The following is a 22,321-nucleotide window of genomic DNA, read 5'->3' on the forward strand; positions in this document are numbered from 1 at the left end:
AACCAACTCCGTGGGTCGCAGCAATGGCTGAGGCGATCAGTCTCGCCCGCAGTGCCACCGATCACGGTGATGTTCCGGTTGGCGCGATCGTGCTCGATCCTGACGGCGCGATCATCGGGACTGGATTCAACACCCGTGAGAAGCTCGGCGACCCGACCGGTCATGCGGAAATCAATGCGATTCGCGCGGCGGCGGAGACGTGTGGCTCGTGGCGGCTTGAGGGTTGCACGCTCGTCGTCACCCTTGAACCCTGCACGATGTGCGCAGGCGCGATTGTCGCCGCCCGCATCGAACGCCTCGTGTTCGGCGCGTTCGACGAAAAAGCCGGGGCCGTCGGCTCCTTGTGGGATGTCGTGCGCGACCGCCGACTCAATCACCGCCCCGAAGTGATCAGCGGCGTCCGCGCCGACGAATCAACCGTGCTCCTGCAAGAGTTCTTCGCCACCCACCGGTGACAGTTTCCCAGGATATCGTGGGAAACCGTCACTCTTCACAGGTTGCAACCTGTTAGAGGAGACAGTTTTCTGTGAGAAGTTAGGGCGTGTTTCGGACATCCGAGATCATCGGGCTCGTCCGTATGTTCGCTGCCGCCGAACCGTGTCTTGTAGCGGCCGAGTTGCCGGCCCAAATATGTGGTTGGCCGCCATGAGATCGCCATTGAATGTAGTGGATTCATCGGTGTACCGTCGCGGACGGGTTGAGTAGATTCGCAGACATGACAGGCTCTCGGCACCCGGATCTGGCTGGGCGTCATGCGCTGGTCACCGGAGCGGCAAGTGGTATCGGCCGCGCCTGTGCGCAACGGCTGGCCGACGCCGGCGCCCACGTGACAGTCGTGGACCGGAATTCAGTCGGAATCCACGAGGTGGCACGTGCCGTGCAGGGCGAAGCGTTGGTGGCCGACATGTCTGACCCCGCCTTCATCGACCGCCTCGACCCGGCGATCGACATTGTGGTCAACAACGCCGGGTTCCAGCACGTAGAAGCATTGACCGAGTTTCCCCGGGAAACATTCTCGGCGATCTTGCGCGTCATGCTTGAGGCGCCGTTCTGGGTCATCGCCCATGCATTGCCACATATGTACGCAGCCGGATGGGGCCGAATCATCAACATTTCTTCTGTCCACGGGCTCGTTGCGTCGCCTTATAAGTCCGCTTATGTCGCGGCCAAACACGGTCTGGAGGGGCTGTCCAAGGTAACCGCGCTGGAGGCCGCCGAGCATGGGGTCACCTCCAACTGCATCAACCCGGGATACGTGCGTACGCCGCTCGTCGAGAACCAGATCGCCGCACAAGCGAAGGTCCGAGGAGTGAGCGGGCAGGACGTCATCGAGCACGTGTTGTTGGAACGGTCGGCGATCAAGCGGCTGCTCGAGCCCGAGGAGGTCGCTGAGATGGCGGCATTTCTATGTAGTTCCGCTGCGGCCGCTGTGACTGGGGCCTCCATGGTCATGGATGGCGGATGGACCGCCCACTGACGCAGCGAACGCCTACTCGACGTATGTCGGCCGCACACGAGACAATCGGTGCCATGTGGACCGACTATCTTGAACTGCTCGCCGTGGACGCCGCCGCCATCGAGTACGAAGGCCCGGTCCTTGCCGCCCGAGAGCGTGGCGAATCTGCTGAGGACATCGAAGAACTCGAACGCGGCAAGGCCATCGCGCTTCGGGTTCGGGACAAGTTGCTGACCCAGCAGCGCCGCGGCCACGAGATCACCGCCCTGTATGAAACCGCTAACGACCTAGCTCGATTGACCGATCTTGACTCGGTCCTCGAAGCGATCGTGCACCGCGCCCGCCAGGTCCTAGGGACGGACCTCGCTTACCTCACGATGAACGATCCCGAGCGTGGCGACACCTATATGCGGGTCACGGATGGTTCCACCTCGGCCGCATTTCAGCAGGTCCGGCTCGCGATGGGCGAAGGCCTTGGTGGCCGTGTGGCACAAAAGGCGATGCCCTACTCGACCTCGAGCTATTTCGAGGACGAGCGCTTCGACCACACGCATGCCATCGACAGCGCGGTCAAGGAAGAGGGATTAGTCGCCATCCTCGGCGTCCCATTGAGGCTCGGCAGCCATGTCATCGGCGTACTGTATGCGTCCAACCGGAGCAAGAGACCGTTCTCCCAGGCCGAGGTGGCGTTGCTCGGCTCGCTGGCGGCTCATGCTTCAGCGGCTATCGACAAGGCACGGTTGCTTGAGGAGACCCGAATTGCGCTCCAGGAGTTGCGCGACGTCAACGTGCTGCTCCGTGACCACGGTGAGTCAGTCGAACGGGCCGCCGCAGCCCACGAAAGGATGGCCCAGCTGGTGCTGCGCGGTGGTGGTGTGGAGGATGTCGCGCTGGCCCTTGTCGAGGTGATCGGGGGACCGCTCCTAGTGCTGGACGAGGAAGGTCGGACGCTCAGCAAAATTGGTGACGTGAAGCGTCCCGCGAACTCCGATCTCGTCAAACTCATCGCCGCATCGCAGTCCAGCGGGCACGCCAAAAGTTTGACCAGCGGCAACGCGACCTGGTGGTCGTGTGCCATCAGCGCCGGGCCGCAACATCTGGGCGCGCTCCTGCTGCAACGCACCGACGGTTTCGAGGACGCCGACCAGCGCATCTTCGAGAGTGCTGCGGTCGTGACCGCCCTACTGATGCTGAGTCTGCGCTCAGGCGTAGAGGCCGAAGACAAGGTGCGCGGCGAGCTGCTCGAGGACATACTTCGCCATGGAATTGCGGATATCGAGGGGCTGACTGAGCGTGCGCGCCGGCTCGGCAATGACTTCTCACTGCCCCAGACCGTCCTCGCCATCGACCCCGAGGGTGCCGATCGCCCGCGCCTCGCGCGCGCCGTCGCGGGCATTGCCAGCCGACACGCTGGCCTGTCAGGTTTGTATGGCGGCCGGATCGTGCTCGTCGTCCCCAACGCCGATCCGGGTGACATGGCACGTGACCTGGCGCAGAAATTGAAGCAGAACCTCGGACATCCGGTCACGGTCGGCGCAGCGGGACCTGCGACTGGACTTGCAGCGATCACCGCCGCCCATGCCGAGGCGATCCGCTGTGTCGGTGCACTCCGGTCACTAGGCCGAGCTGGCGATGGCTCGGGTGCATCGGAACTGGGGTTCGTCGGCCTCGTTCTCGGCGAGGAGCCCGATGTGCGTAGCTTCATCACCTCGATGTTGGGTCCGCTCTTCGACTACGACACCCGTCGCGGCAGCGATCTCGTGGGGACGTTGCGTACGTATTTCGTTGCTGGTGGCAACCTGTCTCGCACCCATAAGCTGTTGCACTTGCACGTCAACACCGTCACGCAGCGACTTGAGCGAGTCGGCCAGCTCATCGGCACGGATTGGCAGCAACCCGAGCGTCAGCTCGAGCTGCAGGTGGCGCTACGCCTATATCAGATCGCGAACGTCGACGCCACGTAGTGGATTAAGTACCCATATAAATACTGGTAATTGTGGATAGTTACCCCATATCAGGGTGTGACGTACGTCGCTAACGTTGAGCAGGTGACGCCACCCATGATCAGCACCCACTCGCTTGCCAAGGATTTCCATGGCTTCCGGGCTGTCGACGGCGTCGACCTTGATGTCAAGGCCGGCTCGATGCATGCGCTCGTCGGGCCGAACGGCGCGGGGAAGACTACGCTGTTCAATTTGCTGAGCGGCTTCATTCAGCCGTCCGAGGGACAGATCGTCATCGACGACATCGATGTCACGTCGATGGCCCCAGAACAGATCGCAAGAACGGGCGTGGCCCGTTCCTTCCAGATCACCAGCCTGTTCGCTGAACTCTCGTTGATGGAGCACGTTGAGTTAGCGATCCAGGGTCGAGCCGGTGACGGTATGCGGTTCTGGCGCTCCGATAAGCGGCTGCGCGACTACGGCGATGAGGCCCATGATTTGTTGTGCCAGGTGGGACTCGACGAGCATGCCGCCCGTGCCGCAGGCACGCTGTCATACGGACAGAAACGAGCACTTGAGCTGGCCCTCGCGCTTGCGCTCAAACCCAAACTGTTGCTACTCGATGAGCCAACCGCTGGCATGGGCATCGAGGACATCGCACGCACGATCGACCTGATCGCTCGGGTCCGAGAAGGACGCACCATCGTCATGGTCGAGCACAACATGAAGGTGGTCGGTAGCCTCGCAGACCGGGTCACTGTGCTTCAGTTCGGCCAGGTTTTGGCGTCGGGAAGCTATGACGAGGTCCGCATTGATCCCCGTGTTGTGACTGCGTACCTAGGAGCCTCCGTTGCTTGAGATCAGTGGGGTTTCCGCACGATACGGCGAGGCGCGAGTGCTTGAGGACATCTCTTTTGAGGTCAAGCAGGGCGAGATCGCCACCCTGGTCGGCCGCAATGGCGCTGGCAAGACCACTCTCCTGCGCTGCTTGATGGGCATCCATCGTTCGATGGCGGGTCGAGTCGTGTTCGACGGAGTCGACATCTCGCACCGTCCCGCACATGCACGCGCACGGCTCGGGCTGGGCTATGTACCCGATGACCGGGGGATCTACGCGAGTCTCACGGTCGAGGAGAATTTGCTGCTACCGCCGGTTGGCAAGTCGGGTGGCTGGCCGATCGACAAGATCTACGAGACGTTCCCGGTCCTAGCCGAGCGTCGCCGCCAGAGCGGCACCCATCTATCCGGCGGTGAGCAGCAGATGCTGGCGATCGCTCGGGTACTGCGTACTGGCGCGAAGATGCTGCTTGCCGATGAGCCCACCGAGGGCCTGTCGCCACTGCTTGTCCAGCAGATCGGCGACATCTTCCGCAGCGTCAAGGAAAACGGCGTCACGGTCCTGCTGATCGAGCAGAACCTGCACTTCGCCACCACCTTGGCCGACCGTCACCATCTGATTGTCAATGGCCGCATCGTCGAGGCACTGGCGAACTCCGAAGTGAGGCAGCGCGAGCACGAACTCCTCGAATACCTCGGCATCTAACCGAATCTCACCAAACAGATAGGGATCGTTCATGAAAACACTACAGAAGGCCGCCGCCGTCGCATCCACCATGGCCATGGCTTGCGCGATGACAGCCTGCGGCAGCGGCGGTCCCGGCGGAGGCTCCGGGGACAAGATCAGCGGGGACAAGGTAGTGCTCGGCGTCATCACCGATCTCTCGGGCGTTTATTCCGAACTTGCTGGCGAGAAGTCGGTGGCGGCGGTCGAGATGGCCGTCGCCGACTATAAGAAGAAGTATGGCGACAAGGCGGTGACCGACAATATCAAGGTGGTGTCGGCCGATCACCAGAACAAGCCAGAGATCGCCAACACCAAGGCGCAGCAGATGTATGACCGCGACGGCGCGGATGCAATCTTCGATGTGCCGACGTCGTCGGCCGCACTGGCAGTCGCCAATATCGCCAAGCAGAAGAAGAAACTGTTCTTCGACATTGGCGCGGGCACCACCGAGCTCACCGGTGCTCAGTGCAATGCATACACCTATCACTACGGCTACGACACCTACATGCTTGCTCACGGCACGGGTGCAGCCTTGACGAAGGCAGGTGCGAAGAACTGGTACATCATCTACCCCGACTACGCCTTCGGCCAGGACATGAACAAGAGCTTCGTCGCGGCCATCAAGAAGGGTGGCGGCAATGTCGTCAAGTCCGATGCGACGCCATTCCCCAATGACAATTTCTCCACCTTCATGACGAAGGCGCCAGGGCTCAACCCGAAGCCGGACGTACTCGGAACCATGCAGGCCGGCGGCGATCTCGTCAACGTCGTCAAGCAGTACAACGAGTTTGGGCTCAAGGCCAAGGGCGTCGGTCTTGCCGTCGGGCTGATGTTCGACACCGACATCGCGTCGATCGGGGTGGATGCGCTTTCCGGCACCCAATTCACGACCGCCTGGTTCTGGAACCTTGACGATAAGAGTCGTGCCTGGGCCGACAAGTTCAAGGCGAAGACCGGCGACCGACCGACCTTCGACCACGCAGGCAACTACTCTGCGGCCACCCAATACCTCGAGGCGATGCAACGGGCCGGGACCGATAACGCCGACAAGGTCAACAAGGAGCTCAACGGTCACAAAGTCAATGACTTCTTTGCGCGCAACGGCACCATCCAGGCCGGCGATCACAACCTGTCACACGACGCCTATCTCGTGAAAGTCAAGGAAAAGGCCGACATGAAAGAAGCCTCGGACTTCACCGAACTCGTCAAGACCATCCCGGCCGACGAGGCCTTCCAACCAGCCGCTGACAGCGGCTGCTCGATGGGCTGACCGCGCCGATGACTGAATTGCTCCAGCAGATCTTCACCGGACTCGTGAGTGGCAGCTTCTACGCCCTGCTCGCCCTCGGGCTCTCGGTGATCTTCGGAATGCTCGGTGTGGTCAACTTCGCCCACGGCGCGTTCTACATGCTGGGGGCATTCGGCGCGCTGACCGCGCTGAACACCTTCCACGTCAACTTCTGGCTCGCACTTGTGCTGGTCCCAGTTGTCCTGGGGGTGTTCGGCATGGTCATCGAGCGCACCATGGTCCAGTGGCTCACCGCGCTCGACCCGCTGTACAACTTCCTGTTGACGTTTGGGCTCGCGCTGATTCTGCAGGATCTTGTACGCCTCAAATACGGGGTCTCCTCGCAGCCGTACTCCCGCCCGGATGCGCTCAAGGGATCGTTCAATCTCGGGCTGTTTGACTATCCGCGTTACCAGGTGTTCGTTCTGGTCTTCTCCGTCGCGCTGTCGATCCTTGTATGGGTCGTGCTGACCCGAACGCGGGTCGGCATGATCGTGCGGGCGTCGACCGAGCGACCTGAGCTCACCGGCGCGCTCGGCATCAACGTCGGACGGTGGATCACGCCGGTGTTCGGTTTTGGCGTGGCGCTCGCCGGGCTTACCGGAGTCCTCGCGGCACCGATGCGGGCGATCAACTCCGGTATGGGTGCCGATCTGATCATCGTCGTGTTTGCGGTGGTGGTCATCGGCGGGCTCGGCTCGGTCTTTGGCTCGGTCGCGGCCGGCTATCTCATCGGCATGCTGACCTCGATCGGCAACTACTACTTCCCGTCACTCTCACAGAGTTTGGTGTTCGTCCTGATGGCACTCGTGCTGCTGTTGCGCCCGGCTGGTCTGTTCGGGGCTAAGGAGAGCGTCTCGTGATCATCTCGCGGTTCATGCAATCGGCGCGGCCGACACAATGGCTGTTGCTGGGGATCGGCGTACTCGTCGCTTTGGCGCTGCCGTGGTTCATTTATCCGCCAGTCGCGACCGACATCATCGCGTGGGGTCTGTTCGCGGTCGCCCTCGACCTGCTGCTCGGCTACACCGGCCTGCTCTCGTTCGGCCACGCCGCGTTCTGGGGCGTTTCGGCCTATACGACCGGAATCATCTCCATCCATTTTGGTGTTCCCTTCTACGTGTCCGTGCTGGGTGGCGGACTCATGGCGGCACTGATTGCCATCCCCATCGGCTATCTTTCGGTGCGCCAGTCGGGCATCTATTTCGCGATGGTCACACTCGCCTTCGCTCAACTGATCTATTACACGGCCAATCAGTGGAGAGCTGTGACCGGTGGCGAGAACGGGCTGCAGGGCATACCCCGCAATCTATTCGGTGTGGACTTGTCGGACTCATTCACTTTCTACTACGCGGCCTTGCCGGTCATCATGCTCGGCGTGTTCGTCGCCTGGCGGATCGTGCACTCGCCATTCGGCCGAGTCATTGTCGCGATCCGGGAAAATCCGGACCGTACGCGCTCGCTCGGCTACGGCATCGGCCAGTACAAGATCATCGTTTTCGTGTTATCGGCTTTCCTCGCCGGCATCGCGGGTGGCATCTTCTCGACCAACCATGGCTTCGCATCGCTGCAAGAGGTCTACTGGACGACGTCGGGCAAGGTTGTCGTGATGGTCGTCCTCGGCGGTATGGGCACGCTGTGGGGAGGTTTGCTCGGCGCTGGCATTGTGGTGCAACTCGAAGACTTTCTGGCCACCGCCGGCGTCGATGCCAATGGCATTGTGACCGGCTCGATCTTCATCCTGACGGTGTTGCTGTTCCGCAAGGGCATCTGGGGCACCGCCTCGGCGTTGGTGCACGCTCGAAGACGGCGCCGTGCGGCCGATCCAGTAGCCGATCCTGAGGCGGAGGAATCTTCGCCGGTCGAGGCGGGTCGTACGCTGTCCGAGTGAAGGCAGAGGCATACCGACTGGTGGAGGCGCCACGGCGACTGACGCTTTCGGACCGGTTCTTTGGCCGTTTCAATCGGGTTGGTTTGCGCGGCGTACTCGCCGACACCAACCGGCTGGCGGCCCGGGCGGACGTACCGGGCGAGGCGGTCAGCAGTGGTCTGGTTTGGCAGCGTTCGGATGCCCAAACGAAGCGCTGGTACCCACAAGGCATCACAACGTCGGCCGATGCCTATGGCGCCGACACTGACGCGGGACGTTACGAGGGGCGACCCGTTGTCATCGTGAGTTGGTATGGCCACGGGCGGCTCGGCTGGCTGCTGCTCGGCTCCCGGATCTCGGTGCTGGACCTGTCCGATGAGGATGCGCCGCGCTACCGACACGTGCTGCTGGTGGCGCCGCGGCGTCTTCTCGGTAGCAACTGGCTGCGTCCCGTACGCGTTCATGCTGGCGGCATCGTTTGGTACGGCCGTTATCTCTATGTTGCCGGGACCAAGAAGGGCGTGCTGGTATTTCGGCTTGATGACATTGTGCGAGTCCAAAACCGTGCTCGTACTAGCGGCTATCGTTATGTTCTGCCGCAGTTCACGTCGTTCATGGCCCAGAACGATCCCGACGCAGCGCCGATGACATATTCGTTCATGTCGCTGGATCGGACCGGTGCGGTTGACCACCTTGTTGCCGGTGAATATGGGCGCAAGGGCGGGACTCACCGGCTGATGCGCTTCGCGCTGGACCGCAAAACCCAATTACTTAACACCGACCATCGAGGACATGCCAGTCCGGAGAGCGCGTTCGATCGGCAGGTCGAACGTATGCAGGGCGCCGCGCTGGTCGACGGGACCTGGGTGCTGACCGCCAGCCGTGGTCAAGAGAACCCCGGCGACCTTTGGGTCGGCCAACCCGGTGAATTCACGATCCGCCGTGGAGTGTTGCCGCCAGGCCCCGAGGACATCACGTTTTGGCCTGGGCGGGGCGAGCTTTGGAGCCTGTGTGAGTGGCCGGGACAACGGTGGGTCTTCGCGATCGACGCGAAAGTTTTGACGGCTGATTCCCAGACGAACCAATGATGGGCCAAGATGGCGGCATGCACCCACTTCGCGAATTGAGTCTTGAACAACTCCGCCGCCGTACCAGCATCAAGTGGAGTTTCTACGAACCCGATGTGTTGCCGTTGTGGATCGCAGAGTTGGATGTCAACATCGCCGAACCGGTCAAGGAGGCGCTGCTCCGCGCAGTGCGTGACAGCGACACCGGTTATCCGGACCTCGTGCCCTATCCGAAGGCGCTCGCCAGCTTTGCTGCCGACCGCTGGGGTTGGACCGGCCTCGATCCGGCACGCACCTCCCAGGTCGCCGATGTCATGGTCGGGGTCTCTGAGGTGATCCGACTCATCTCTGCGCCCGGCGATCCGGTCGTCATCAGTCCGCCGGTTTATCCGCCATTTTTCGGCTTCATCGCCCACGCAGAGCGGTCGATCGTTGAGGCGCCGCTCGGGGAAGACGGCCGGCTCGATCTGGTCGCGCTTGAAACGGCCTTCGAGCGGGCAACGTTCGGCGGGGTTCAGGTCACCTACCTACTGTGCAATCCGCACAACCCGAATGGCGTCATCCATACGTTCGAAGAATTGTCTTCGGTTGCCGAACTGGCCACGCGGTATGGGGTCAGGGTCGTCGCCGACGAGATCCATGCGCCATTGGCGGTTGGGACATTCACGCCATACTTGTCCGTCCCCGGCACAGCAAACTCGTTCTCGGTCATGTCGGCGTCGAAGGCGTGGAATCTGGCCGGCGTCAAAGGTGCTGTCATCGTCGGCGGCGAGGGCACGGTCGACGATCTGGCGCGTATTCCCGAGATCGTCTGGCATGGGCTCAGCCATTTGGGTGTCATCGCCCATTCGGCGGCGCTGAATGATGGGCGCGACTGGCTCGATGCGCTCAAGGTCGACCTTGAAGAGAACCGCAAGCTGCTCGCGTCGTTGTTGGCCGAGCAGTTGCCGGAGGTCGTATGTCATTCAGATCCAGGCACGTATTTGGCTTGGCTCGACTGCCGGGCTCTCGACCTCGACGACGACCCGGCGGCAGTATTCCTTGAGCGTGGCCGGGTCGCACTCATCCCAGGTCCCGATTTTGGTTCGCCCGGCGCAGGTCACGTACGCCTCAACTATGGAACGACGCCGGAAATCCTTGCCGAGGCGGTCCGCCGTATGGCGTCAGCCGTCTGACTTTGGCTAACCGTCCCCAGGATTCGGACGCGATTGGGGGTTCACTGCCGACGTCTAGTAATCTCTTTCGCGGTGGCGTGTCCGAGCGGCCGAAGGTGCAACACTCGAAATGTTGTGTGGGTTTATCGCCCACCGTGGGTTCAAATCCCACCGCCACCGCCATAGAGAAACCCCTAGTTTTCCCCGGAATGCCGGCGAATCTGGGGGGTTTTCTTTTTGCTCAAATATCGGTTTTGGGCACACTTTTTTGACGATGCCCGATGTGGGTGAGAAATGGGCCATTTCATTGTGCTGAGAGGTGCTCGCGCGACTCTCGGCAGCCCAGAAGAGAGCGTTTCGCCAGGCACCTAGATCGAGTCTGGCCCGACACCGATCCTTCAACAAGTGTCTAGTAGCCGCGTATGACTGTTAATCGTAAGGCGCCTCTGGGCCTGATTCTGGGTCTTTTGCCGTCCTGTATGCCGAACCCCAGCTCCGGACACCCCAATCTGTGAAACCAGATCGGCTGCTTTACCGCCCGCATTCCCGCAAGCCGGGCCTTGGCCGGGCGCCCGTAAGAGGATCTGTAACCGGGGCAGGATCCTTCATCGGTTGCGTTGTGGGTTTGGTGTTGTTGTCGCTGTATGTGGGCAGTGCGCACGGCGGCGTTAGTGTTGCGATGTCTGCCCGCATGGGTTGACGTTTCGCCGAGGATTGTCTTGAATATTCCGGTACAAGAATCGCATCAGTGTCATGTCAATGCCGCGATGGGGATTGTTGGTAACGAGGCGAGGCTGTCCGGTCGCGGTGCCACGTTATGGTGGGCGCATCAAGCGCTGGGGGGTGTTGAGGTGGTGGCACGCACCGCGGGGCCGTTCGATTATCATCCGGTCACTGGCGACGCGATTCGTGCGTCAGCCGAAGCACCGGCCCACAATGCTGGTGTGATCCAATCCTTGGTCGGTGAGCTTGAGATCGATGAGAAGCGGATCGCTGGGGCGGTCGAGGGCGATATTGTGTCCGGTGTGGTCGCGAATCCGCGAGCCGCCAGAGCCGCCGCGCGAACGCTTGCCGCGAATGGTTTGTATGCGGTTGCTTTGATCAATCGGTTCGGCGGCCATGTCGACACATTTGATGACAGTGTCAATCGGATCAATGTTGACTTTCACAGCAGGGTTAATGCGGCAGTGTTCTCCGAACAGCACGACCCGGATGTCAAGGCGGGCACCGTCACGATCGATCGTCCCGCGATCGGGTCGATGGTCAAGGCGCAACTCATGTCCCGTTATCTCAAGTCCGAGGCCGTCCTCGATGAGGATGCCGACGCCATCGCTACCGACTTCAGTCAGGGTCCGACCGACGAAAACGTCCGTGATCTCATTCGCGCCGGTCTGATCTCGTTGGCTGCGGCCTCGCTGTGGCCGACGCTCGTCCTGACCGGCGACGATAAACGCAAAGCCTTCGATGCTGCGGTCGCGGCCATGGTGATTCGTATGATCGCGGCTGGAACGCTGCCGGCCGGTGTGGAGGGCATGAGTGCGCCTGAGTTCCGGGAGTATTTGATTGATCATCCCGATGTGGCGACCACGCTGATGAAGCACCAACCGTTGATGGGTAACGGTTGGCCCGAATCGGCGCTGGCTGGCCTGGTTGGCTCGTTCGTGACCACGCCGGGCGGTGCGGGTGAGGTGATGGAGCGGCGTCGCCACGATGCGCGGGCGCTGTTTGAGTCCCTCGGCCCTGGCAGCGCGTCGATGCTGGCGATGTTGTTCCCTGCCACGGTCGGCAATTTGTCGGGGGTGCCGTTCGCGAACCGGGCCGATGCGAACACGGTGGCGGTGATCGCGGCGCTCGATGGCGAACGCGGCAGCCTCACCGATCTGCAGTCACGTCACGAACACCATCAGCACGACGGGGACTTTTTGGGGCGCAATAACGACGATCTTGGGGGTCCGATCGGCGACGCAGAAGATCGCATCACATTGTATGAGTCGATCTTGGCGAACGACCGTCACATTATTGTGTTTGACCCGGCCGGCGATGGGGCGATCGCCGAACTCCACGGCCCGATCGGCGCCACCACCAAGAATGTGGGCGTCCTCGTTCCGGGCACCGGCGCCGATATGGCTAACTTCCAAGACACGGCGACGCGATCCAAGCTGTTCGTCGATGCCAGCAGCCCTGGTGAGTTGTCGATGATTTCGTGGTTGGGCGGCGATATGCCCGACAGTGTTGCCAAGGATGCGCCGTTCGCGAGTTATTCGCGTGATCTCGGTCCCGTGTTGGCCAATTTCTCGAACGACGTGCGCCAAGAAATCGACCAGTCTCCCGGCGCCAGCAACACGATCCACACCACCTACGCCGGACACTCCTACGGCGGTGCGGTGGTGGGACGTTCGGAATTGGCTGGGCTGGACGCCGACCGGGTCATGCATGTTGAGTCCGCTGGTATGGGCCACGACATCGCTACCCCCGCCGATCTGCCCACCTCGCAAGCCGGGGTGGATCGTTATTCGATGACCGCGCCGGGTGATCCGATCGGCTACAGCCAGGGCCGCGGCGAGGACGCGGCCGATATCGTCGAACAGTCGACCAAGGTTCCGGTTAGCGACGATGTCGGCCATGGCGCCGATCCCGACACGTTCCCTGGCACTCAACGGTTGGACACGGGCAACAAGGTCGGCTCTAACGAACCCAACATTGGTGCCGACGCACACGGCGGAGTGTTCCAACCGAAATCTGATGCGTGGGAGGACATGCGTCAAGTGTTCATCGGTGGTACGGCGACTGGTTATCGTGAACCGGCCTACGATTGGGAGGCCGGCCATCTGGGAACCTTGACCTTTCCACACCGGGTGCAGACCGGGTGGGAAACACCGGGTGAAAGGATCGACATCCCATGAAACCTTCTGCCGTCCTCGTCGCCCTTGTCATCGCATTCGCCCTCATCGTCGCCGGTTGTGGCGATAGCAAGGAGAACCAGATGAAGAAGATTAACGAAGTCGCCGCGCACGCACGAACCGACATCGATGCCCTCGCCGCGCAGGTCGGCACCGACCCCGAAATCAGACAAAACGACATCGGCGACTGTGTGCCGGGCCGTGATGATTCCGGCAAAGACCTCATCTACATCGTGCGGGTGAAAGTCAAACCCGGCACCCTCGCCCGACTCAGAGGAGAGATCGCCGACAACCTCCAAGCTAAGGGCTGGACCCCCCATCCAGGACCCGGAGACGAAGAAATCAGCTTCACCAAAGGCACCACCACGATGGGCGCCCGCGTGTGGGAAGACGATGGAATCGCTTCGGTCAGTGGCTCCGGTGGCTGCGTGAAATGAACACCCGACTCCTCCTCGCCGCCCCCTTCGCACTCGCTCTGGTTCTCGTTCTCGAGAATTCAGCGTGTGAAACCAACCCGACTGCTTTACCGCTCACGTTCCCTTGAGCTGAGTCATGGCCGGGCGTTCTGTCAGGGGAAACCAGCCCGGCGAAGGAACTGCGCGCGCACACGTTGGCGCTCAACACTGCTCGCGTCCCAATCGTCCCGTAAGCCCCGCCCGGTGGGATTTCCGATGAGCGGGGGCCAAACGGTGACGCTCAGCAGTATGTCGGAACGGGTGATCGGGCACGCCCGTTGTTCCGCCGGCGAACAGAACCTCACCGCGCAACGCAAAGTATTTGTAGATCTTGGCATGGCTGAGAAGTGCATTTATGTCGATCATGGACTGACTGGCACGAACCGCGAGCGACCCGGACTGCGCGAAGCGCTCGCGGCTTGTCGTGCGGGGGATACCGTCGTGGTCGCCAAAGGCGATGGCCGACTTAAGGGCAAGAAGCCGAGACTCAATCCGAAGCAAGGAGCGCACGTGGTCGACCGGTACGAGGCGGACGAACGCACGACCGCCGAACTGTTCGGCATCGCCCGCTCGACGGTGTACCGGGCCATTTAGCGTGCGGAAATAGCTGCCATTTAGTGGTCGCTGCCGCGGTGGCGGCGGGGGAGTGGCAGAGTCATTTACGTGGAGTCGGGTTCGCTCTCGACGGGTATCGAATCGAGGACCGCGGTGAATTTGTCTTCGGCTGGAACTAGGTCACGTTCGGCCGCTGATAGCTGGTCGAAGGTGTATGAGGCCACAGCCATCGGTGAGGTGGAGCGTGCCAACGCATATCTGACGGTGTGCTCGTTCTTGCTGCCGCATATCAGGATCCCGATGGTGTCGCCATGGGTTTGGCGTCGGAGCCGGTCATCGACCAGGGCCACGTAGAAGTTGAGTTTGCCAGCGTATTCGGGTTGAAACTTTCCGGTTTTGAGCTCGACAACGTAGTAGCGCAGTTGCTCGACATGAAAGAACAGCAGATCGAGATAGAAGTCGTCGCCGTCGACCTCGAAATGGACTTGGCGGCCGACGAACGCGAACCCGTGTCCTAACTCGCGGAGAGTTTCGGTGATGCGGTCCATGAGTCCTTGTTCAAGGTCGCGCTCGGCTACCGCGCCAGAGAGGCCGAGGAATTCAAAGGAATAGGGATTCTTGGACACCTGCTGGGCCAGTTCTGAGTCTTCGGCGGCAAGGTGGCGGGCAAAGTTTGACGGTGCGGTGCCGGTGCGTTCAAGGCTTTTGTTCATGATCATGTTCATCAGAACGTTGCGAGACCAACCGTATTCGAGGGCGGCGGCGGCGTACCAGGAGCGTGCGCTGGCGGTGTCCAGTTTGTCCAACAGCACAGTGATGTGGCCCAGGGCAATTGCGCAACAGCCTGTTGCGCAATTGGTTCGGTATCCCAGGAGCGTGCGAACGTGGTCATGTATTGAAGGTTCCGGGGTGAGAACCCCTTCATCTGCGGGAACTCTGCCCGCAGATCTTCAGCGAGCCGACGGATGACTCCAGCACCCCACTGTTCTCGATGCTGCTGTTCAAGGATTCTGTTGCCGATGTCCCAATACAGCTCGACGAGCTGGGTGTTGACGGTTCGCTGGGCCGTCAATTGGGCCTGCTGCACGCGGCTCTTGAGCGACGTCAAGAACCCGGTGTAGTCCTCCGGCAGCGCGAGATTACCCGGTTTAGTCACGCTGATCATCGTATCGGGCCAACACCAGACCATGGTCGGCTCGCTCGAACCCTCCCGATTCACTTGGTGGGGGAGCGCCACCGTTCCTGTGCTGCCTGACGGCTCATGCCAGCCGCGTGGCCGATCGTCTGCCACGTTTGTCCGGCTGCTCGGGCGTAGGCGACGGCCTCGTTGAGCCGTTCGGCCTCGGCAGCAATGTTCTCCTGTGCGTGCCGGATGGCGGCAAGGGCGTCGAGGGGGGAGAGATGGATGCTGAGCCAGCGCGCGCGAGCAGTCTCGGCGACGTCTGGTCGTTCGCCAATAGCACTCGCCGGCTCGCCGGGCGCCGCATAGATGCGACCGGAATCAATATCTTCGAGCATCGGAGTCGGTACCCGCTGCCACACCTCGCCCACCCAGCTAGAACCATCGCCGGCCCCAGCGCCTGCACCGGCAGCTGGCGCGCAGTCACAACACAGCCGCCAACCCACGACCTCATCATCAGAGCGTTGCTCATCGCGACCGGTGTAGTTCCCGGCATCGTCACGGACGTGAACGACTGGCCCGTCAGCGTTGCTGGTCGACGCCGCTGATCCATCGGCGAGAACCGCCTCAAGGAAGCCCTCATGCTGTCCGTCGTTGCTGATCCATCCCATACCCGCTATTGTGTCATGAAACCTTGGCAGGGGATAGGCTTCTGTCAGGCTTACTTGACATATTGATTGTTATTGGACAAGCGAGTAGGCCGACTAGAAGTAGATGAGATGACTCGTCATCACTACGAATCTGGGACTGATGCCGTCTTTGTTCAGATCGAGGGCGCCTAGGTCACCGGGCGCGCCCTTGGTGACGGCCAAAGCCCAGCGATGGGCTGACGGCATTAAGAGTGGAAGGAGTGGGCGTCGCGCTGACTCGCGCAATGAATGCATCAGTATGCAAACTGTCGTCATATAGGCTACGCTTTACATACTAAGGAGGAATCATGACTCGACCACCCCTGGCGCTAACGCAAGCACCTCTGCGCACTCTGCGGCCCAAGGATTTGGCTGATCTGTATGTCAACCCTCGTGCCGAAATGGCTCGCATGATCGACGCGGGTGCTGTCAAACGTCTCGCGTATGGCTATGTCGTGGCAACTCCAGACGACCAAGGTCACGGTTGGAAGCCGACGATTGAGGCCGCCGGCGCTGGGATCGCGGCAGCGATCTTCGGACAACGCAATGTCGTTCTCATGGGCGTTTCCGCAGCCCGCTTCCATCAAGCCATCCCGCGTGCAATCGGCAACGTGGTCGTTGCGGTGCCTCGTCAGCATCGCCCCGTCGAGCTCGAAGACGGGGGCCAGGTTCTCTTCGTTGCGCGCAACACCGACGGCCTCGATGCACGCCTTGAAACCTTTGAGACCGGCCAGGCGCTCGTCACTACTGTCGAACAAACTCTCCTTGATCTAGCTAAACGTCCCGAACTCGGCGGCGACGTAAACGAAGCCCGAGAAGCAATGCGGAATCTCCTGCCGCGAATCGACGAGGACCGGCTCGCACGGCTAGCGCGCGAACAACGAGCCGTGACAGCCTTGGAGCAAATTGAGGCTTTGCGGTGACTGATCGACACGGTGCCGCGAATTCAGAGGGCGGCCAGTTCACGGGGCGCGTCCATCAGCGGTCTGGTAGACCCCTCGCGCAGTCGATCGGCCTCAGCCAGAATGATCTAGCCCGAGTGCAAGAGCAGTTCGGTGTCGGTCCCGACCAGGTTAGGCGAGACCATCTGATCTCGCACCTGCTCGGGGCACTAAGCACGATGCCCGAACGCGAGGACTTGATCTTCTTTGGAGGGACCGCGCTCTCTCGCACACTGCTGACCAATTCGCGCCTCAGCGAAGACATCGACCTGATCGCAACCGGCAACCGGACCCAGATGGCTTCGGCGATCACCGAAGCTTTCGAGTCTGGGCTCTCACGAACTCATGGCAACATCGAATGGCTGACGCCCCTTACCCGAACCAAGGGCGCAGAACCAGCGGTTCTTCAAGTCGATGGCCCCATCCGGGTACAGATCCAACTGCTGTCCTCAGTGGGCTACCCAGACTGGCCCACCGAGATTGCCGCCCTTGAGCAGCGCTACTTGGATGCGCCACGAGCAAATCTACGGGGGCTGACACCGGCCGCCTTCGCAGCAGCAAAAATGTTGGCATGGCAGGGCCGCCAAACACCCCGCGATCTCTACGATCTTTGTGCGCTCAGCCGCGAAGGGCATATCGGTGCCGAAGCCGCGGCCCTCTACCGCCAATGGGGGCCAACGGGCAACGACCCGGCGCCATACCTTTTCACAGAGGCGCCCACCGATTCGCAATGGCAAAAATCACTGGGCCACCAAACGATTGTCGAGATCGGACCTAACGTCGCGCTTGAAGAAGTAAGAGTGGCGTGGTCCGAAGCCACGAGCCAATAGCCAAGCCCGAGGATACCCGCGAACATCACGATCACGAACAAGAAGACAACCACGACTGCCCTGACCTGCCCCGATAGAACACCCGACTTGATCGGTTCTCAGGTAAATCCAGAGTTTCCCCTGACTATTTGATGTCAAGAGACTCCGATGGGTCAGTGTGTCGATCGGCGGTTGGACGTCTTGTCAACGTCAATACGTCAGTCAAGCATTGTCGTGCTGACCGGCCTTCTTGCGCGCGTCATAGAAGCCCAGGATCGCGTAACCGGCGGTAAACCCGATAGTGCCGAGAGCGCCAATCGTGAGCGCCTTACCCAAGTGGTTCCCAGAATCGTCAACTGCCAACTGTGTGAAGAGCACGCCGATCCAGAGGCCGGTGAGGACTTGGACAAGCCCTGTCAGGTTGTACATCAGCACTTCTCCGTCTTCCATCGTTGCAGGGTATGAAACGGGAAAATTGGTGTTCGCATGAAGTGAACTTCAACGCACTTGCCCTTCTTCGCCGCTGACGTAAAACTCTTTCCAAGTGAATAGGCAAATGCTACGACGACCGCGCCGCACGCGGCCCTTCCGAGCACGTGTGGGATTTTGCCACAAAAGGTCGCCACGAACGCAGTAATTGGGCCCCCCGCTGCGGGCGCTTTCTTCGCAATTGCTTTCGTTTCGCTCTTGGTGAACTTCACACATGTTGAGGTGTAAAAGTCGCAGTTAAACACTTTGGGATCGGCGGTGATCGGATAGGTGTAGTTCCCGTCCGTGTGGTCGACTATTTGGGTTAGTTGGTTTGTGCCCGAGAGTACGAATCGTGTCGGGACTGGCTTACCGTTCGCATCGTGTGCCCATGGTGCTTCGATTGCGGCTAGTGGTTGGCCGTCGGTGTCGACGATGCTTGCCCCGCCCTCATCGTCGAGGATGGTCTGGGACCCGGTTGGTCCGCTGATCGGGTAGGTGTACTGCGACGGTGCGTCTGCCGATCCGAGAATGGCGGCTAATTGCACCCCAGTGTCGGTTGGATTCACGATGACCGATGTGGTGTCCGATTGACTTCGATACACCTTGAGCCCGCCGGCGGTGACGCCGTCTTTGCGATTGGCTGCGTCCGGCAAGCCGATCGAGACCTCGTCCGCCGACTGTGGGCTAAGAACAACGCCGGTTGATGCATCTTTGGAGATCGCTAGTTCGGTTGCTTTGGACGCAACTGTTTCGGCCTTCAGATCTCCCTGACCAGTCAGAGCAGCAGCCGATTCGCCAACCGATGGGGCCGCAGGCTCGCCAGCGTAGGAAGGAAACGCGGTCACGACCAAGGCAAGGGTTGCGGTCACCGCAACAGCGCCGATGGATTTACTGATATTCATTCATCCCCCGATGAGTTCAGACTAAATGTGGCTGCAGGTTAGTCGCTACGCGTAGGCTCCCACAGCGATGCTCAATCGGTCAATGGAGGCTCCACAAGAAAGCTAAACCCGTGACAGCAGCGTTTGACCTGTCTCGAGTTTTCCGGACGGTTTGGTCCGTCCGGGGTGTCGACGACGCTCGAAAATGAGGCCATAATGCCGATGCGAAACGAAGCCACTCAGACAGATTGGATGAGTGATTTCTGTGAAAGGTTGGGCGTTGATCAGCCGGCTTGTCGCGGACGGGGTTTCGCGTCGGCAGGTTGCACGGGACTTGATGATCGGCAGGGCACCTATCGACCGTGTGGTGGCTTCAAATCGGCCGCCGAAATACGAACGAGAACCGGTTGAGACAGCGTTCACGACGTTTGAGACCAGGGTTCGTGCGCCGCTGGTCGAGACGCCGGACATGCCGGCGACGATGATCGCTGAACGGGTCGGTTGGGACGGCTCGATCACCTGGTTTCGCGACAACGTGCGCCGGCTGCGGCCTGGGCATCGAAGGATCGATCCGGCGGACCGGTTGGTCTGGGAGCCAGGCGACGCGGCGCAGTGCAATCGATGGTTCCCGCCGAAGAAGATCGGCTTAGGAGCGTGGGTCAGTAACACGCCGGTCGGGGTCCGGGTCGTTTTTGATGGAGCCGCACACGATTCTGCAATTGCTGTCCAGCCAACTGGCAGCGGCGTCCGCACTGTGATTGATATTCAAGCAGCCGATGCCCCCGAATCATACGACTTCGTCCTCGGTGGTGACATCGCAGAACTGGCCCTCAACGAGGACGGAAGTGTCACCATCAACAACGACGCCGGTGACGCGAACGGCGAGATCACGCCACCCTGGGCCTACGACGTCAACGGCACGTCAGTGCTGACCCATTACGAAGTGAACGGCACCACGCTGACGCAGACCCTAGAACACAAAGGCGGAGACTACGCCTATGGGATCGTGGCAGACCCTCGCATCACGCATGGGCGGGGTGTCTACCTAAACCTCACAGGGACGGAAGTGAGAATGATCGGCGCGACCACATACGCCGCGGCGTCTGTCGCCTCAATCCTTGCGTGCAACTTTGCGAAACTTCCGTCTGACGTTGGGGGGTAGTGAAAGTGCTGTGCATGACCCTCGGTGTCACAAGTGTACTTTCCATGGTTAAGAGAATCACCAAGATCGCAAAGACCACGAGGGTCAGCAACTCTAGTTGTTGCCAAACCATGCATCAGTCCCGATTGACTTGGCGCAGGCTAGACAGATGTTGGAAGCGCAGGCCTGTCGGTTGCGTCGCAGTCTGGCCGATTCACAGACACATTACGGCCCCGATGCCCACCCCACACTCGATAACGATGACGACGACATTTATGTCGGAAGGGATTGATGCATAGGGCAGGTCACCTTGACCTGCCCTGTGAAGATTTCGGTCTTCGTTGGAAGGATGTCTGTTATGCCCAAGCACTATCCCGGAAACACCTTTAAATCCACAGTCCCTTGCCGCGCTCGATGCCCGGGCCAGCGCACTGGGGGACGCCCAGCCCAGCGACGTGTGGGGCACAGAGTTCAACGACGAAGTCGACCAAGAACCAGTGTGCCGGCCGGCACGGCGGTGCAGCGACACTGTGGCACGACGGACCAGCCGCCGCTGCCGACTAAACGGGCAAGCCTAAAGGCTGGACCGGGGGAGCATAGACGCCCGCGGCGGTGCCGCCAGCGTCATATCGGGTAGGCAGCAAAGCAGCCGCTCGGCATACATCGGACGCCAAGAGATGAGGGACACGATCATGACCCAGCACAACGCTGACCAGGCCAGTAACCGAGCCGATACGGCACGGACAAGTTCTTCGAAGCCACCTATGGAGATCTCGAATGGCTCGAGGTCGCGTGCATCCAGCACGACATCGCCCACAGCCGTTGCCCAGGGCGACGCTCGAATGCTGAACGATGAGACGCGGTTCAAGCACTCGAAGAAATCGCGTGTAGCGTCGAGCATCACCGACCGCAGGTCTGCAAGATTCGTTGCTGAACTTGGCCGGATTAGCAGAACTGACCGCGACAACGGAGAGAGACCGTCCGCTGGATTCGGCTAGTCAACGATTCCCTTAGCCCACCCGGACATGCGGGCGACTGAAATTTCTAGTAGCCCGGATTGACGCGTCTGGGCCACTCCGCCAGCGGACCGGTCCTTGGGAAGGGCTTACATTTGGCGTGTCAACTAGGCAAACGCTTCGCGTCTGTGCGCCCCGAAGTATGTCGGTGGTTCCCGGCGTTCTCGTAGAACGCGCATTGTTTGTCGGTCATCGCTAACTCGAGATGGTATGCACCGAGTTCTGCCGACAGCAGTGCGTCCCTGATGGCTGACGAACGGATCGACTAGATAGGCCAAACGTTTGACTGGTTCTAAGCCCACCAACCGATATAATGGTCTCCACTGGAAGTGACGCAACGCCACCCCGCAACGGGGACGGCGTCCCATCGGGTTTGGCCATTGTCGTCTGGGAATTTCGTACTGCATGCAGAGCTCGCAGCATCTGACTGCGGGGCCAGGAGTCGTGGTCCGACAAAGTAGACCGCTGCAGCGGCAAGCACCGCCATGGCGAGGAAGATTTTAATCGAGGACCTCATTTGAACACTGTAACGTTGCCCGGCATGCTGAGCTTCCACGCCGGAACGTATTGGTTCGTGGCCTTCGCGAAGATGCACCACGTTGAGTGGCAGACGGACGGCGTGCGGTTGCCCCGCTGGAGGAACACCTTGGCTTTGTCAGTCGAGGAATTACCCTTCTTGGTGCGGAAATACGTCTTGTACTCCTTGTCCGGCTTCAAATCCCGGGCGTCGGACGTCCCAACGGTGAAAGTCAGCTCATTACCGCCATCCATAAACTTGGTGTCTTTGTACCCGTGCGGCATAGTCGTCGACCACGCTTCAATCGAGTTGTGGAAGTAGTGGAGGCCGTCGTAGTTGTACGTTGTGAAGTCCGGCTCGAAAGTGACGTCGTCGTAGCATTTCAGGGCGGTGAGTCGCGAGTTAGTTGTCCACTCGAAGTTCGTTTGGCCGTATCGCATACCAGCAACTGAGGATGCCCCGGAGGAGCCTTTCACCCAGTTCG

General features: G+C 60.7%; 22 protein-coding genes and 1 tRNA gene. 17 read left to right on the forward strand and 6 right to left on the reverse strand.

The window, feature by feature from the left end; genetic code table 11:
• The first annotated feature begins 23 nt into the window (after positions 1-23).
• The 14 genes from AC2YB9_RS01035 to AC2YB9_RS01100 all read left to right on the forward strand — a co-directional run bounded on the left by AC2YB9_RS01035 (position 24) and on the right by AC2YB9_RS01100 (position 14,291).
• Entirely contained in the window at positions 24-455 is a 432-nt protein-coding gene (locus AC2YB9_RS01035) for a nucleoside deaminase (protein ID WP_487266905.1), read from the forward strand.
• Positions 456-715: 260 nt separating this feature from the next.
• Positions 716-1,477: a 3-hydroxybutyrate dehydrogenase gene (locus AC2YB9_RS01040; protein ID WP_487266906.1), complete on the forward strand. Its 762-nt coding sequence runs from the start codon at positions 716-718 to the stop codon at positions 1,475-1,477.
• Positions 1,462-3,420 (forward strand): helix-turn-helix domain-containing protein, encoded by a 1,959-nt coding sequence (locus AC2YB9_RS01045; RefSeq protein WP_487266907.1) that lies wholly within the window; start codon positions 1,462-1,464, stop codon positions 3,418-3,420. Before AC2YB9_RS01040 ends, AC2YB9_RS01045 begins: the two co-directional genes overlap by 16 nt.
• Before the next feature lie 96 nt (positions 3,421-3,516).
• Positions 3,517-4,257 (forward strand): ABC transporter ATP-binding protein, encoded by a 741-nt coding sequence (locus AC2YB9_RS01050; protein WP_487266908.1) that lies wholly within the window; start codon positions 3,517-3,519, stop codon positions 4,255-4,257.
• Positions 4,250-4,942: an ABC transporter ATP-binding protein gene (locus tag AC2YB9_RS01055; protein ID WP_487266909.1), complete on the forward strand. Its 693-nt coding sequence runs from the start codon at positions 4,250-4,252 to the stop codon at positions 4,940-4,942. The genes AC2YB9_RS01050 and AC2YB9_RS01055 overlap by 8 nt, the downstream gene beginning before the upstream one ends.
• Before the next feature lie 31 nt (positions 4,943-4,973).
• On the forward strand, positions 4,974-6,233 hold the full coding sequence (locus AC2YB9_RS01060) for an ABC transporter substrate-binding protein (RefSeq protein ID WP_487266910.1): 1,260 nt from the start codon (positions 4,974-4,976) through the stop codon (positions 6,231-6,233).
• Positions 6,234-6,241: 8 nt separating this feature from the next.
• The gene (locus AC2YB9_RS01065; protein ID WP_487266911.1) at positions 6,242-7,114 is read left to right on the forward strand and encodes a branched-chain amino acid ABC transporter permease; all 873 of its coding nucleotides are present in this window, start codon (positions 6,242-6,244) and stop codon (positions 7,112-7,114) included.
• Positions 7,111-8,142: a branched-chain amino acid ABC transporter permease gene (locus AC2YB9_RS01070; protein ID WP_487266912.1), complete on the forward strand. Its 1,032-nt coding sequence runs from the start codon at positions 7,111-7,113 to the stop codon at positions 8,140-8,142. The genes AC2YB9_RS01065 and AC2YB9_RS01070 overlap by 4 nt, the downstream gene beginning before the upstream one ends.
• Positions 8,139-9,209 carry a hypothetical protein gene (locus AC2YB9_RS01075; RefSeq protein WP_487266913.1) on the forward strand — a complete coding sequence of 357 codons (1,071 nt, stop codon included), beginning with the start codon at positions 8,139-8,141 and terminating at the stop codon, positions 9,207-9,209. The genes AC2YB9_RS01070 and AC2YB9_RS01075 overlap by 4 nt, the downstream gene beginning before the upstream one ends.
• Before the next feature lie 17 nt (positions 9,210-9,226).
• A complete protein-coding gene (locus AC2YB9_RS01080) occupies positions 9,227-10,363 on the forward strand; it encodes a MalY/PatB family protein (RefSeq protein ID WP_487266914.1) in 1,137 nt (378 codons plus the stop codon).
• A 71-nt stretch (positions 10,364-10,434) separates the two neighbouring features.
• A tRNA-Ser gene (locus AC2YB9_RS01085) sits at positions 10,435-10,525 on the forward strand.
• A 536-nt stretch (positions 10,526-11,061) separates the two neighbouring features.
• Positions 11,062-13,245, forward strand: coding sequence for an alpha/beta hydrolase (locus AC2YB9_RS01090; RefSeq protein WP_487266915.1), 2,184 nt, complete (start codon positions 11,062-11,064; stop codon positions 13,243-13,245).
• Entirely contained in the window at positions 13,242-13,679 is a 438-nt protein-coding gene (locus tag AC2YB9_RS01095; RefSeq protein WP_487266916.1) for a hypothetical protein, read from the forward strand. Before AC2YB9_RS01090 ends, AC2YB9_RS01095 begins: the two co-directional genes overlap by 4 nt.
• Before the next feature lie 234 nt (positions 13,680-13,913).
• Positions 13,914-14,291, forward strand: a complete 378-nt coding sequence (locus AC2YB9_RS01100) for a recombinase family protein (protein WP_487266917.1) — start codon at positions 13,914-13,916, stop codon at positions 14,289-14,291.
• 65 nt (positions 14,292-14,356) lie between these two features.
• Here the strand turns inward: AC2YB9_RS01100 and AC2YB9_RS01105 are convergent, their stop codons facing one another.
• From AC2YB9_RS01105 to AC2YB9_RS01115, 3 genes are read right to left on the reverse strand one after another with little or no spacing between them, the layout of a single operon-like run.
• A complete protein-coding gene (locus AC2YB9_RS01105) occupies positions 14,357-14,965 on the reverse strand; it encodes a PDDEXK nuclease domain-containing protein (RefSeq protein WP_487266918.1) in 609 nt (202 codons plus the stop codon).
• A gap of 11 nt (positions 14,966-14,976) precedes the next feature.
• Complete coding sequence (locus tag AC2YB9_RS01110; RefSeq protein ID WP_487266919.1) at positions 14,977-15,408, reverse strand: DUF1016 N-terminal domain-containing protein; 432 nt, start codon at positions 15,406-15,408, stop codon at positions 14,977-14,979.
• Between the two features lie 59 nt (positions 15,409-15,467).
• On the reverse strand, positions 15,468-16,043 hold the full coding sequence (locus AC2YB9_RS01115; RefSeq protein ID WP_487266920.1) for a hypothetical protein: 576 nt from the start codon (positions 16,041-16,043) through the stop codon (positions 15,468-15,470).
• Positions 16,044-16,369: 326 nt separating this feature from the next.
• Here AC2YB9_RS01115 and AC2YB9_RS01120 point away from each other — a divergent pair, with 326 nt between their 5' ends.
• Entirely contained in the window at positions 16,370-16,984 is a 615-nt protein-coding gene (locus AC2YB9_RS01120) for a type IV toxin-antitoxin system AbiEi family antitoxin domain-containing protein (protein ID WP_487266921.1), read from the forward strand.
• Positions 16,981-17,832: a nucleotidyl transferase AbiEii/AbiGii toxin family protein gene (locus AC2YB9_RS01125; RefSeq protein ID WP_487266922.1), complete on the forward strand. Its 852-nt coding sequence runs from the start codon at positions 16,981-16,983 to the stop codon at positions 17,830-17,832. The genes AC2YB9_RS01120 and AC2YB9_RS01125 overlap by 4 nt, the downstream gene beginning before the upstream one ends.
• A gap of 201 nt (positions 17,833-18,033) precedes the next feature.
• Here the strand turns inward: AC2YB9_RS01125 and AC2YB9_RS01130 are convergent, their stop codons facing one another.
• The gene (locus tag AC2YB9_RS01130) at positions 18,034-18,261 is read right to left on the reverse strand and encodes a hypothetical protein (RefSeq protein WP_487266923.1); all 228 of its coding nucleotides are present in this window, start codon (positions 18,259-18,261) and stop codon (positions 18,034-18,036) included.
• Positions 18,240-19,184 carry a hypothetical protein gene (locus AC2YB9_RS01135; RefSeq protein WP_487266924.1) on the reverse strand — a complete coding sequence of 315 codons (945 nt, stop codon included), beginning with the start codon at positions 19,182-19,184 and terminating at the stop codon, positions 18,240-18,242. Before AC2YB9_RS01135 ends, AC2YB9_RS01130 begins: the two co-directional genes overlap by 22 nt.
• Before the next feature lie 235 nt (positions 19,185-19,419).
• Here AC2YB9_RS01135 and AC2YB9_RS01140 point away from each other — a divergent pair, with 235 nt between their 5' ends.
• On the forward strand, positions 19,420-20,325 hold the full coding sequence (locus tag AC2YB9_RS01140) for a hypothetical protein (RefSeq protein WP_487266925.1): 906 nt from the start codon (positions 19,420-19,422) through the stop codon (positions 20,323-20,325).
• A 1,508-nt stretch (positions 20,326-21,833) separates the two neighbouring features.
• On the opposite strand, the gene AC2YB9_RS01145 is transcribed toward AC2YB9_RS01140, so the two are convergent.
• A complete protein-coding gene (locus AC2YB9_RS01145; RefSeq protein WP_487266926.1) occupies positions 21,834-22,313 on the reverse strand; it encodes a hypothetical protein in 480 nt (159 codons plus the stop codon).
• Positions 22,314-22,321 lie beyond the last annotated feature (8 nt).

The organism is Aeromicrobium changchenzhani (assembly GCF_057586615.1).

What these genes read in the sequence shown, in the direction of transcription:
- AC2YB9_RS01035 (WP_487266905.1), top strand. Translation starts at nt 24, where the DNA reads ATGGCTGAGGCGATCAGTCTCGCCCGCAGTGCCACCGATCACGGTGAT.
- AC2YB9_RS01040 (WP_487266906.1), top strand. Translation starts at nt 716, where the DNA reads ATGACAGGCTCTCGGCACCCGGATCTGGCTGGGCGTCATGCGCTGGTC.
- AC2YB9_RS01045 (WP_487266907.1), top strand. Translation starts at nt 1,462, where the DNA reads ATGGACCGCCCACTGACGCAGCGAACGCCTACTCGACGTATGTCGGCC.
- AC2YB9_RS01050 (WP_487266908.1), top strand. Translation starts at nt 3,517, where the DNA reads ATGATCAGCACCCACTCGCTTGCCAAGGATTTCCATGGCTTCCGGGCT.
- AC2YB9_RS01060 (WP_487266910.1), top strand. Translation starts at nt 4,974, where the DNA reads ATGAAAACACTACAGAAGGCCGCCGCCGTCGCATCCACCATGGCCATG.
- AC2YB9_RS01065 (WP_487266911.1), top strand. Translation starts at nt 6,242, where the DNA reads ATGACTGAATTGCTCCAGCAGATCTTCACCGGACTCGTGAGTGGCAGC.
- AC2YB9_RS01080 (WP_487266914.1), top strand. Translation starts at nt 9,227, where the DNA reads ATGCACCCACTTCGCGAATTGAGTCTTGAACAACTCCGCCGCCGTACC.
- AC2YB9_RS01095 (WP_487266916.1), top strand. Translation starts at nt 13,242, where the DNA reads ATGAAACCTTCTGCCGTCCTCGTCGCCCTTGTCATCGCATTCGCCCTC.
- AC2YB9_RS01100 (WP_487266917.1), top strand. Translation starts at nt 13,914, where the DNA reads ATGAGCGGGGGCCAAACGGTGACGCTCAGCAGTATGTCGGAACGGGTG.
- AC2YB9_RS01105 (WP_487266918.1), bottom strand. Translation starts at nt 14,965, where the DNA reads ATGAACAAAAGCCTTGAACGCACCGGCACCGCACCGTCAAACTTTGCC.
- AC2YB9_RS01115 (WP_487266920.1), bottom strand. Translation starts at nt 16,043, where the DNA reads ATGGGATGGATCAGCAACGACGGACAGCATGAGGGCTTCCTTGAGGCG.
- AC2YB9_RS01120 (WP_487266921.1), top strand. Translation starts at nt 16,370, where the DNA reads ATGACTCGACCACCCCTGGCGCTAACGCAAGCACCTCTGCGCACTCTG.
- AC2YB9_RS01130 (WP_487266923.1), bottom strand. Translation starts at nt 18,261, where the DNA reads ATGGAAGACGGAGAAGTGCTGATGTACAACCTGACAGGGCTTGTCCAA.
- AC2YB9_RS01135 (WP_487266924.1), bottom strand. Translation starts at nt 19,184, where the DNA reads ATGAATATCAGTAAATCCATCGGCGCTGTTGCGGTGACCGCAACCCTT.